Source organism: Sphingobacterium sp. SGG-5, from assembly GCF_011043525.1.
Taxonomy (GTDB): domain Bacteria; phylum Bacteroidota; class Bacteroidia; order Sphingobacteriales; family Sphingobacteriaceae; genus Sphingobacterium.
Map to the genome: position 1 here is coordinate 1 of NZ_JAAKGO010000002.1, position 12217 is coordinate 12217.

Sequence of the window (12217 nt, forward strand, 5' to 3'; positions counted from 1 at the left end):
CGTGTCGGGGACCAGTTCCAAAAGGATGGATTTCCCTTTTCCATCTGGTTTTCCCTTTTTGAGGGCCAGCCCAGTACGGTCATATACCCCCTGCACAAAAAGATCGGCCAGTTTCAGCAGTTCCGGGTTTCCTTCGTCGACCCGGATAGCCACATTCCGGTCCAGCCTGAACGAACCTTTATGCTGCTCCACATGCAACGGCTCGGGGATCAGTGACAGTTTCTGTCCGGACTCTTGGGCTCCGCTCACAAAAAAACAAAACAGCAGTGCTAAACAATAGAAAATCTTCCGTATCATGTTATATGTTAAACTTTGTATAATATCTTTATGAATCTGTATATGGAATATTCTGACAGGGTTATGCCTCTTCCAGTCCATTTATTTCTTCTTAAATACCGGTGCCGGCTTTGCGGTCACACTGGGCGAGTTCCCTTCTATCACAGGCCATCCGTCCACCCAGGTCACCCTGTCAAGCATGAGTGCCCGACGACTAGCCCCACTGGCGACCGTCCCTCTTTCCTTATCTATCGCATGGTATATGAACCAGTCCGTTCCCTCATCGTCGGTAATCAAACGTGCATTGTGACCGGGACCGGCATACATCGCATTGCCCTGCAGGAACAATGTTCCCTTTCCACGTTCACGGATATCGTTTCCGTTTTTGTCTAAATAAGGTCCTGCCAGTGTTGTCGATCTAGCAATCCTGACATGGTATGTACTGGATGCTCCGCTGCAACAGCCACCTTTTGAGCCAAAGAAATAGTAATATCCGTCTCGTCTGTGCAGCATGACCCCTTCAAAATCTCCTGCCGCGATCTTAAATTTTTTGCTAAGGTCAGGGACCGATCTCCCGTCCGGTGCCAGCTCTATTCCATAGGTACCCTGATTGGATGACGAACTGAAGCTTCCCCAGAACAGGTACTTTTTCTCCCCTTCTTCCCAGTACAGCGGATCGATGGAATTGGGCACGCCCACTTCACTGCTGGTAAACAGTTTGCCATGGTCCACAAACGGTACAGACGGGCCGGGAGACGTGGCCAGACCTATTCCGGGATCTGTGTCCCCCCACAGGGAATAGGAATAATAAAGGAAATACATGCCGTTGATCATGTTGAGGTCCGCTGCCCACAGAAAACCGCTGTTCTTCCATGCGGGCTTGGTAATAAAGGCTGCACCCGATACCCTCCAGTTCACCAGGTCCGTAGACCTCAGTACGGGCATCAGCCGGCTGCCTTTGCCATCCCCCCAGTTGTCCTCCGTACCGACTGCATAAAAAATACCCGTACCGGGATCCCGAATGACCGTCGGATCTGCCAGTATCGGCTCAAAAACCGGATTGGTATAGCTGCCTGAAACCTCTTCCTTTGTACCCTCATCCGGAGCCGGCAATCCTTCCCCCTTTTTATCCGGACCGTTGCCTTTTCCGCATCCTATAACCAAGACCGCTATCGTAAACAATACGGCGTATTTCAAATGTTTATTCATCATGGTATTCGCCAAATTCAGTTAAAATACTTCTGGAATACGTTTATTTCCCTTTTTGAGATCCTATTTCCAAAACGCTACCTGCTATAAATCTCGTTCCATTATCCTTATTGTAATAATAAACAACCAATACGCGTTGCTCGTCCAACTGTACCGACCAAGGGTAGCCTATATCACCGTTGCCCCCATCGTTTCGGATAACAAATTCTTCTGCCGTATCGAAATCCGTACATTCTGCATTCAGTATACGGGCACGTATACCATAAGGTTTATGCCGATAACCATAGACAAGCAATACCCGATCGTCCGGCAACCTCAGAGCATGGCACGGATGCCCTTTGAAGCCCATGGACTGCCAGGAAAAGGTCTTCCCTCCATCGGTAGACCGTGCAATACAAGCCTGATCACCAAAATTAGCGGTCCGCATGAAAGCGACAATATCTCCTTTAGGTGTTTCATAGACCGAAGTTTCATTGAAAGATATCCGCTCATCTTTTGCGACAATAGAAATATATTCCCATGTCAGTCCCTTATCTCTTGAAGTTAACAGATAGTTCGAAGTCTTCCCTATACTATCGTGTGCGACAGCTACCCAGAGTATACGACCATCTTTGGCTTCAAACATGGCACCACGGTTATAAGCAGATATACCTTCTCCATATGGCCCTACATGCCGTTCATCAGGAATATGAGGAGGATAATAAGGTCCATTCCAACTTTTACCCTGATCTGTCGACCGCAACATATATCCTCCTAAAAAAACAAACTCATTCGTATGGAAAAGAGGTTTAGGCGATTTATCTATCAAACTTTTATCTACAGTTGTCCAGCCATAGCTCGCACAAAGCAACGTACCGTCTTTAAGCTGTAACAAACAAGGATCTTGTGATCCGCCAAAGGCATGGGCATAAAGTATCTGCGAATTTTTTGTCCAAGTTTCCCCATCGTTAGAGTTGACAGTCACCAAATAACTATTGTGATCTACATGCATATTGTGTGAAGCACCTAACAAACGCCGGTCAGGCGCTTGTCGGAATGCGACAAGAAGTTCGCCACCTTTCTTTTTTATGACAGACGGAAAAGCGTTATAGAACAAGGTGTCTCGATAAACAATCACATCCTTTACTTTACGCAAACCACTATTACCTTGTGCAGATACAGCAGTCAATAATAAACAGCAAAACAAAGTAGCGCTTAATCTCCTACAATTTTGTCTCATTATCTTCTAAGTTTAAATGTCGTCATATTTGCCATAGATACGATGGACTCATTATCTTTATCAAGGTTACGAATACCCACGGGTTTTCGTTTATCCTGTATCCAGGTAATTATTCGGGTCTGTAATCGTCCCTCCAACACGACACCTGTTTCCTTGTCCACCCATTGCTCACGTTTAAACAGAATTTTGCCTCCACGCTCGTGCAAGAATCGGTAATTCGATTTACCGACACGCTTGACCTCCTCTTCCGGCAATATATCCTCTAATGTGATGCCCCAGTCGGACAACCATGCTTCCCCAGAAGACACCAATAATCTACAAGGTGTGTCTTCATACAATATATCTTTTTCATAGTGGATATCCAGCTCTTTCATTTTTACAGCCGGTAGATCTGTCGCGCGCAAAGCAGGTATCCTGATACTCTCTACGGATTGCCATCTATCTCCCGGTTGTAGTCCATCTGTAGGCAACAATGCCGAAAGTATAGCGATATCGGGAGCCAGCCATTGTGCGTACGCTCCTTTCGTGTTTACGTCCGAAATCTTTCCCTGCCTATTTATCCGCATCGAGATCTTTTGGTCTTCATTATTCTCGGCTGATTTATCAAACCATTTGAAACTATGAACCGAGATATCAGAAAGAAAAGAATTGCTGAATGTATCCTTCTGAACAGAAATATCCAACGCTGCCGTCGCTTCAAAATAAGGCATTTGAGTCGTAGGTCTTGGCATGAAAAGCTTATATTCTGTATGGTTTATTTTAGAAAGAGAATTAGCTCCCGGAACAGCCTGCAACCCCGCCACACTGACATCATAGTGTAAAGACCGATGTATCGAATAATCAGCAGGATGTACACCTCGATCTGGTTTCATATACCGAAATAGCTGCGTCAAGATCCTTCCGTTATCGGCCCAAGGTCTGGAAATGTTTCCTGTCCAAGACCCTGCATCTCCCACCAGGATTACCTTTCCTTTGCCCGGCCGAACCATCACAATACCAGCCCCAGACACCGAGCGATCTTGATATGTACTATCCGAATAGACATCCAATAAAATTTCAGCTCTTTCCGCCTCCGGTAATACTTTAAGTGTGCAACCCGCTCCATAATGAAATACCGGCACATCGTAGAAATAGGAATGTCCTGATGGTATGACATTGTCCGAATAGTGGGTATCGTCATTGTTCCACGTCAAACCAAAGCCTCGCAACAATTTTTTCACTTGTTTAGTTTCAAAAGACTCGTTAAAACGGTCTTTCTCTACAGCATTCAACATCACCATGAGACTACCTCCCCTCTTCACAAAATTGGTTAACACCACAATTTCCTGATCACTTATCACCTTTGCATCCGAAATCAATGCCGGATTATCTGCCGCAAAAATCACAACTCCATTATAGTCTTTCAACGTCTTATCATTATAAGCTATACGGCTCATGGATATGGCATACTCATCGGAAAGGATAGTATACAAATGGTCAAATGTATTCGTATGCACAAAATCATTCCAACCGTACCTCCCGTCCGAATCCAACCAACTCCCGGTAACGATATGATTACCTACTTTGGTCGACGGAAGATTATGGTGGTGATAATCAAACAACAATCTAAAACCCGTATTCTGGTTATAATGAATGATACCGTCCTGCCCAAACAGGCCATAGTTGCTGACCAGACAGACAAGTACAACAGTAAAAAGTCTAACTAACATATATATCACAAAAGTTTAATAGATACTTCACGAACCTTAATGGCTTTTCTCAATTCTCCTGATTCAGTTTTATACCTAAAATCCGAGTATATCAACAAAAACTTATCCTTTCCAGTAAATAATACTTCAGGGTAACTGCACGAAATATTATTTTCATGCACGCCTTCAACCCAAGGTAACATTTCAAAGGGATCAGACCAGGTATCTCCCTCTTTATCCAGAGCGACACGTATTTGCATTCCGGGTCTACCAGAAGCTAATATCAAAGCACCGTTATCCAATTGCCGTAGCTTGGGCAATACGCCATTTTTCGTAAAGGCGACCGGTTTAGTCCAATTCTTTCCCTCATCGTCAGACCGGCTAATGTACATAGGACTGTTTCCCAATCCATCGGTCGTCCTTAACACACATACATACGTGCCATCTTTCAAAATCTCAAATGTAGGTTCCGTATAGCCTAAAGCATGTCGTTGGCCGCCTTTAGGATCCTTTACCGGATCGTAGGCATAAGGGATGCGACCGATTAGCCGCCAGGTTTTCCCATTATCTTGCGATTCATAAAAAGGAACATCAGATGGAGGTACAGCGCCATTCTGAAAAGTAAATCCAGGATATACTCCCGCTACAATAGTACCATCAGTCTTTAACTTCATATCGCCCCACCATACGACAGGCAATAAATTATTGTCCGAATATCGAACCATATCAGGTTCCAGGATGGTATTATGCTCTATCGTCCAAGTGCTACTTTCCTTTGTCCGACGCAACAAATACACGCCCTGCAATTCCTTGGGCAGATCTTTTGTTTTCCAAAATTTAAATGTACGTCCATATGCTTCCCTGACAGTAGCAATAGGTTCGGGCAATTTAAGCGCTTTAAGAGGAATAGCAGCCGGTGTATGGATATTTAAAAATTCTCGATTTTTTAATGCCAGTCCTCCCCCGATAGGCTGCTTGGCAGGTCGTTCCCAAGTTTTCCCCCCATCTTTTGAAACAGCAAAGCCATTTCCTCCCTTTCCATAACTTTCCGCATGATCATCGGCCATATTCCACCGGGCAACTATTTCACCTTGGTCTGAAGTATACAAACTCGGGAACTGAAAGAATCCCCACTTATAAGCTTTATTGGCAACGGCTACGACGATAGGTTCACCAAAACTAATCTTAAAAAGATTCTGGCCATCTTTTTGATAGATATAATTCATTTTATCGTACGCAGCTATACCTTCTTTCAAAGGTTGCCTATCTGCATCAAACCGCGCGTCTTGCACTTTGGCAACCGGCGTTTGCACTGCACATCCTGTCAACAGAAAAAGCAATCCGTAGTATCTTCTCATTATATATTGTGATTTGCAACTTAATATTGTTCACACTATTTTTTCTTACGATTTAGACAGAGTTATATCCTTTTAACCGTCACTTTCCTTACTTTGATAGCCTTGCGGGTTAGCCCCTCAGGTGTTTTATACTGAAAATCCGAATAAATAATCAAAAAACTATTATCATCCATTTTCAACATTTGTGTATACCCACAGGAAGTACCTGTAGGGTCACCTGCGGAGGAACCTTCTCCTTCTAGCCAAGGCAACATCTCAAAAGGTTCCGACCAATCATTCGGATCATTATTCAGCATAAAACGTAACTGCACCCCCGGCCTTCCTGATGCCAATGCTACGACACCGTTATTCAGTTCCAATAGCTTAGGCAGCACCCCATTTCCGGTAAACACTTTTGGTGCAGACCAGCTTACGCCATTGTTGGTCGAAGTTGTCCAGTACATCGGGCCCTTTCCAAAACCGTCTTGTGTCCGAAGAACAGATAAGAAAGTGCCATTTTTTAAGGCTGCAAAAGCCGGCTCCGTCCATCCAAGTGTTTTCCGCTTATTACCATTCGGATCCAAGGAAAGGTCAGGCTGATAAGTAATGCTACCTTGCTTCACCCAGGTCTTACCAAAGTCTGTCGACTTGTAACAGATGACACCTGCAGGGTCTACCCCGCCACTTGAATTGATTTCGAAACCGGGATAAGGACAAGTATATACTCCATCGGAAATTTCCTGTATATCACCCCACCAAACCACTGGAAATACATTACCGTCAGCGTATCGAGCTAATTTAGGACTGACCAGTGCCCCTCGTTCGGCAATCCAGGAAGTCTGTCCTTTTTTCATACGAGATTGGTATGTGCCCTGCAACTGTAGCGGTAACTTATCGTACTCGTAGATTTTGAATATCCTTGAGTAGGTCGATTGATCTTGCAAGGTGGCCACTGGATCCAGGAGTTCTAAATCTTCTAATGGAACAGCAGCCGGGGTACTGATAGCAATTCTATCCCCATTGCTTAGCAGTATCCCCGCTCCGGTAGGTCCTTTGGCGACCGTTGTCCAAGTTTCCCCGCCATCATTCGACACAGCGCTATTGATGCCTGACGATGGTTTTCCGTAGCTCTCCGCATTATCATGATTCATGGACCAGCCAGCAGCTAATTGTCCGGACAAAGAGCGACGTATAGAAGGAAACTGATAAAAGCCCCAGCCAACCTCTTCCTCGGCCACTACGATCAACGATGGTTTACTTAATTCAACTTCTAACAACTGTTGTCCATTACGTATGTACTTGACCACCTGCTCATCATAAGACATAATACCATGTTCGATAGCTGCTATATTGGGATTTTTGTCTTCTATCCATTCGATGGTATCTTTCTGCACTACTACAGGCTCTTCTATTTTTCGCACACGGAATGACTTTATGTTAGAGGTATTACCTCCTACTACGACAGATACACCGATCTTTGACCCATCAGCCAATTCCGGGACTTTCACCGAAATAATACCATTAGATAGATCCAATACTTCGCCCATCACATCGCCGAACTTGACTTGAAGAGCTTCCGGACTATTCCCAAATCCACGTCCTTGCATCTGTACTGTAGCCCCCGATGCAGCGACATTAGGCAATATCAATTTAAGCGACAGCGCATTCTCGTCAACTTTTGTATTCGGATCTTCGGTCTTCTTCGCGCACGATGTAGCGTCCAGAAGGACGAACATACACACCAAGTTCAATAAAATAGTTTTCATATATGTACCTTTTATTTTACAATTCATTTCCTATTCTTTTTCTTTTATAAGATCCCTCAGATAGACAAGGGATCTTAAAGTCTTAATGTATAAAATTCTATGGCCTGCTAAAGCCGTGCAATACAGCCGTATGATTTCCTTTTATATCCGCAATCGTCAGATCAGTACCGCTCCCTAGTACCTTTCTCAGGTCATAGGCTGCGACCAAACCCGGTGTCTCTGCAGTAACCGGATTAGCCATATCTTGCAGGATATCTTCCGGACTAAGGGCTTTTTTCCAAAAACGCAGATATGCGATCTCACCATTAAAAAACTCTTTTAGAGAGCCAGTGGAAGACTCTTTCCATGTTCCAACAAGGACGTCGGAAATATTAACGACATTGGGGTTTTCCGGAACAGCCGCGGGTAAAGTCGCCGTACCGACCAGATTTCCATTTTGGTATAATTTTATTTGCTTCGTGGATGAATCAAATATGGCTGTCAAATGAAACCAAGTATCCAATGGATAATAGTCATTTCCCGAAAGTACGTTCGCTCCTCCGCCGGGATTTGGATTCGAGCCAGATCTATAATACCAATCGGCGTAGGTACGGCGATTAGACAGAGGCGCGATACCGTATCCTGTATTACCATTAACAGGATCAGCAGTAGTAGAAGTATAACGTTTCATTAGGAGTCTTTGAGTCTTGTTGCCTACTGGTGTCTTGATCCATAAAGAAATACTTAATACTTCTCCAGAACTAATGTTAAAATCGGGATGATCCGCTATTGTCATATACTGATTAATCCCGTTAAATGTTAATCCTTCGACCACATACAGCTCAGAGAATGGCAAATCGCTGTACTCCGTATAAAAGGTGTCTATGGCATTCTCTGTAGGCAGATATCCTGTTCTATACTTTAGATTTCCATCGAACATATTGAGATAAAGTATAGATCTCTCCTCTATCGGAAGCTCCACCATTCGGGTATTGCCATCTGTACCATCATATTCAATTTCAATATTAACGGCACCTTCAAAAACACCTTTCCAGGTAATGTCAAGCTCATTGGCAGATTCTAAATAGATGGCTTTATCAATCAATCGAGCATTTAGACTGGCTCGATAATTATCTCCATATATTCTACTTGAGAGTTCGGTCGTTAATGATTTGCTCTTGCCATCCGAAGTGGTGGTTACCAACTCGAATGTCAGAAAATCCTCAGGTAGGTTAGGCAATTGCACCTCCAGTTCCTGCCCAACACTATTGTCCGGTATGGTATATACCACAGAATCTGTTCTGGAACGCCAATACACTGTCATCGTCCGGGCTTTGGGGTCTTTGTTCACAAACACGAGCTCCGCTCTTTTGTTTCCCGGGTGAATATTGACTTGGTCCAGTCGGGCCAAGTACGTTGTTTCTCCCCGTTGGAGGTATTCGTCATGCAGATCATTCATCCTGTCACAGGAAGTAAGCACGGCAAAACAACCAACCCATAGCCACGATATATATTTAATGATAATCGTTCTCATATTTATTGTATTTATTTTTGAACTTCTCCCCATAAGGTCATCTCCATAACTTGCGTATACTCTGATCCACCCCATGTGTCGATCACATACCAACGTATATATTGTACAGGAGGGATATCCAGTGGAAAATTCCATTCTTCTCCATTGACATGTCCATAGTTATAATCATCATCATTAAACTCACCCAAAGGCAATCCTGAAGGCTTAAACGAATCAAATTCTCCCAATAGTGTCCATGTACTGAAATCCGCATTTACGTTGGGATGGTTGGATCCCCATATCTGGAATTTCTTGGGATGGGCAAAATTATATAATGTAGTTTCCTCTGGTCGGTTGTTAATTCTGATACGGCTCAGCTTAGCCATCTGTCCCATATTAAAGGTATTATCATGTGTATAGCTCGCAAAACCAGCGCCACCTCCCGATATCACGTTGTTCCAGAGGTTTTCTATCTTCCAATCTACCGTATTATAAGCATTATAAGGTATTCCCGAAGGATTCCAACGACTAAACTTGGATTTGTCTAACTGCTCTTCAAAGAAAGGCTTGGCTTTTATATACAACGTATCGGAAAAATTGTCCCAGCGATCCCTAAAGTATAATCCAAAAAAACGTTCTTCATCGTTGTATCCTCGTACATTGGCACCTCCGGCTACCGCACTGGAATAAAACCGATCCGCCTCTGTCCATTCTTCTTCTCCATACTGATCGGTGGTTGTCAATACCGTCAGCACCACATCCGATTTGTGAGGATTCTGCCAATCAACACGTATACCTCCAAAATCATCCTTGATTGTCACCCCCTCGATCATGTCAAATACCGGCGCATCCAAAGGTTGAATATCTACTTTAACGGGCGTAGAGGCATTTTCACTTTTATCATAGGCTATCAGTTCGATTTGTTGTGCGACAGATTTGCCAAAACCTTCCAACGTTATTTTCCGGTTAAAGACCGATGATTTTTGTTCTTTAGTTTGACCATTGACTTTATAGACAGCTTTGACATAAGAAAAATCTTCATCCGTTGGTACTATATAGCTGATGACGCTTCCACCTGGGATATTTTCCACAGAAACTCCCGATACCGGCCCGGGTGGAATATCATCCAAGGCATATTGGCCGATATAATCTTCTCCACATCCCCAAATCAGGAATGGTAAGATCAGATACATTATCTTTTTTTTCATATTCATCTCTTTTTGTTTTTAATTGAAAATGGAGAGTTGAAAATTCACAATTACAAATTCGTAATTCCTAATTCCCAATCTTACCATCCCGGGTTCTGAACCAGGTTTTTATTTCGTAGTACCTCATCCTGCATGATTGGCCACAGTATATCCCGCAATGTATACTGGCTGCGGTTGTGTGTAATTACCTGATAAAATTCCTGCGGTGTTTCACCTTCTATATTCCATCCCCGAACAGGTTGGTTCATATACTCGATGGATTTCTTCCATCTTCGCAGATCCCAAAAGCGTTGCCCTTCAAAAGCGAGTTCAATATTCCGTTCCTGACGGATAATCTCCCGCATCCCTTCTTTCGTAGTTGGTTTTTGAGGAAATTTGGAATGCTGCGCCCAAGAATCGACAACACCATTCAACCCCGCCCGGAGCCTGATCAGATCTACAAAATGATATACTTCACTATTGGGTGTAGGCAAACTTTCGTTCAATGCTTCCGCATATAGTAAATAAAGATCTGCCAAACGGAATAAAGGAAAATCAAAAGGCTTTCCAACATAGGTATCTTTGCCGGTATAAGCCGACATAAAATTGGATAATTTTTTGATATAATACCCTGTGGTCGTATAGCGCTGATTGCCGATCATTCCTCCGGTTATGGATTTGAATTTGAAATCCAAAGGCCATTGTGCATTTTCATCAGTTCGTCCTAAACCAAACCACCAACCACCATCGACGCCCAAAGAACCGTAAAACCGAGGTTCACGGTTCAAGTGCAAACCAATCGTCCTGTATCCCGGCTGCATATATGCTTCTTGGTCTTGCGGCACAAAAGTGAGGGTCATGCGATCGTCATACGCATAATCCACATCTTCTTCTATTGGAACCCCGTTGTTCGAATAAAACAATTCGGCCATTTTAAGCGTAGGTACAAACCATTGGTACACTACGTTTTGATGATCACTGTGGAGCCGCGGTATCGTGCGCAGTTCCAATCCAAGATTTTGGATATTTGGACTGCTGCTATTAAAATCAGACAAACTCCATATTCGCTCCTCATTGAACTTGTCTGCGATAATCTGGCTCACCTGCATGACCTCTATAGTCTCATCACTGACATTAAAAGTCGTCTGATGATGATATAATTTAATCCCGGCCTCGTGGGCTATATCAATAGCGTCTTTGGCAGCCTCAGCGGCTAATGCCCATTTATTCGGATCTTCAATCGTATTAAATAAGGCAACACCTCGCTTATCGATCATATTGGCATAATCCTGATTACCGTTGAACAAAGGACTGGCTGCCGTCACCAATACTTTGGCCTTAATCGCTGCCGCAACAGGTCTCGTTACACGTCCCGCATCGGACACCATATTATCCACTTCCAAATCCAGATTCGGTATAGCTTCATCCAGCAGTTGTACAATATAAGCCACCACATCGTCAATAGGTTCCCTATAGACCATCAACTCTTCTGCAGAGGCATTGGCGGGCAGATTTTCCCGGGCAATGGGAATCGGTCCATACAGTTGCATCAAATAGAAGTGATAATAGGCTTTTAACGTTTTTGCTTCAGCAATCCATTCTTCCCGTTCATAGCTATCCAAGTCCCTTGCCTTGTGTACATTGGCAATAAAGGTATTACAATCCCGAATAGCTTTCCATAATGCATTTCCACCTTCGATATTGTGCCAATAACTATATAGCGGCCGAGTGACATTATTTCCGTTGACAGCCAGCTCCCGATGATATTGCCTCCAACGTTCTAGACCACCATCATCAAGAAACTGATGGATCCAAATATCGTCGCCCGCGGCAAAACCGGGATCATAGCGTGTCCCATTGCGAGGAATCTGATTATAACAGGTCGCTAATGCCCGCTGAGCACTTACCCTGTCCTTATAGGCATCATCTATCGTGGCTATATTATCCGGAACAACGTCCAAATATTTTTGGCAACCGTAAAACGAACTGCTTACGATAAGGATTAAAGCTGTTTTTATTGCTAATCTCATAACTGACACATAA

At 43.7% G+C, this 12217-nt stretch carries 9 protein-coding genes; all 9 read right to left on the reverse strand.

From position 1 onward, the window contains the following. The coding region (locus tag G5B30_RS02365) for a glycoside hydrolase family 20 zincin-like fold domain-containing protein (RefSeq protein WP_206366983.1) at nucleotides 1-297 on the reverse strand (297 nt) is incomplete at its 3' end. A gap of 81 nt (nucleotides 298-378) precedes the next feature. Beyond that, nucleotides 379-1488 carry a family 43 glycosylhydrolase gene (locus tag G5B30_RS02370; RefSeq protein ID WP_240903078.1) on the reverse strand — a complete coding sequence of 370 codons (1110 nt, stop codon included), beginning with the start codon at nucleotides 1486-1488 and terminating at the stop codon, nucleotides 379-381. A gap of 40 nt (nucleotides 1489-1528) precedes the next feature. Continuing rightward, the gene (locus G5B30_RS02375; protein WP_165318371.1) at nucleotides 1529-2704 is read right to left on the reverse strand and encodes a sialidase family protein; all 1176 of its coding nucleotides are present in this window, start codon (nucleotides 2702-2704) and stop codon (nucleotides 1529-1531) included. Then, nucleotides 2704-4413, reverse strand: a complete 1710-nt coding sequence (locus G5B30_RS02380) for a hypothetical protein (protein WP_165318372.1) — start codon at nucleotides 4411-4413, stop codon at nucleotides 2704-2706. Before G5B30_RS02380 ends, G5B30_RS02375 begins: the two co-directional genes overlap by 1 nt. 5 nt (nucleotides 4414-4418) lie before the next feature. Next, nucleotides 4419-5750: a sialidase family protein gene (locus tag G5B30_RS02385; RefSeq protein ID WP_165318373.1), complete on the reverse strand. Its 1332-nt coding sequence runs from the start codon at nucleotides 5748-5750 to the stop codon at nucleotides 4419-4421. A 62-nt stretch (nucleotides 5751-5812) separates the two neighbouring features. Then, a complete protein-coding gene (locus tag G5B30_RS02390) occupies nucleotides 5813-7495 on the reverse strand; it encodes an IPT/TIG domain-containing protein (RefSeq protein WP_165318374.1) in 1683 nt (560 codons plus the stop codon). 97 nt (nucleotides 7496-7592) lie between these two features. Next, nucleotides 7593-9008, reverse strand: a complete 1416-nt coding sequence (locus G5B30_RS02395) for a DUF4998 domain-containing protein (protein WP_165318375.1) — start codon at nucleotides 9006-9008, stop codon at nucleotides 7593-7595. Nucleotides 9009-9019: 11 nt separating this feature from the next. Next, a complete protein-coding gene (locus G5B30_RS02400) occupies nucleotides 9020-10195 on the reverse strand; it encodes a DUF5000 domain-containing lipoprotein (protein WP_165318376.1) in 1176 nt (391 codons plus the stop codon). A gap of 80 nt (nucleotides 10196-10275) precedes the next feature. After that, nucleotides 10276-12204: a RagB/SusD family nutrient uptake outer membrane protein gene (locus G5B30_RS02405; RefSeq protein ID WP_165318377.1), complete on the reverse strand. Its 1929-nt coding sequence runs from the start codon at nucleotides 12202-12204 to the stop codon at nucleotides 10276-10278. Nucleotides 12205-12217 lie beyond the last annotated feature (13 nt).

Coding starts and splice junctions, on each gene's coding strand:
- G5B30_RS02380 (WP_165318372.1), bottom strand. CDS start 4,413: ATGTTAGTTAGACTTTTTACTGTTGTACTTGTCTGTCTGGTCAGCAAC.
- G5B30_RS02370 (WP_240903078.1), bottom strand. CDS start 1,488: ATGATGAATAAACATTTGAAATACGCCGTATTGTTTACGATAGCGGTC.
- G5B30_RS02400 (WP_165318376.1), bottom strand. CDS start 10,195: ATGAAAAAAAAGATAATGTATCTGATCTTACCATTCCTGATTTGGGGA.
- G5B30_RS02390 (WP_165318374.1), bottom strand. CDS start 7,495: ATGAAAACTATTTTATTGAACTTGGTGTGTATGTTCGTCCTTCTGGAC.
- G5B30_RS02375 (WP_165318371.1), bottom strand. CDS start 2,704: ATGAGACAAAATTGTAGGAGATTAAGCGCTACTTTGTTTTGCTGTTTA.
- G5B30_RS02405 (WP_165318377.1), bottom strand. CDS start 12,204: ATGAGATTAGCAATAAAAACAGCTTTAATCCTTATCGTAAGCAGTTCG.
- G5B30_RS02395 (WP_165318375.1), bottom strand. CDS start 9,008: ATGAGAACGATTATCATTAAATATATATCGTGGCTATGGGTTGGTTGT.
- G5B30_RS02385 (WP_165318373.1), bottom strand. CDS start 5,750: ATGAGAAGATACTACGGATTGCTTTTTCTGTTGACAGGATGTGCAGTG.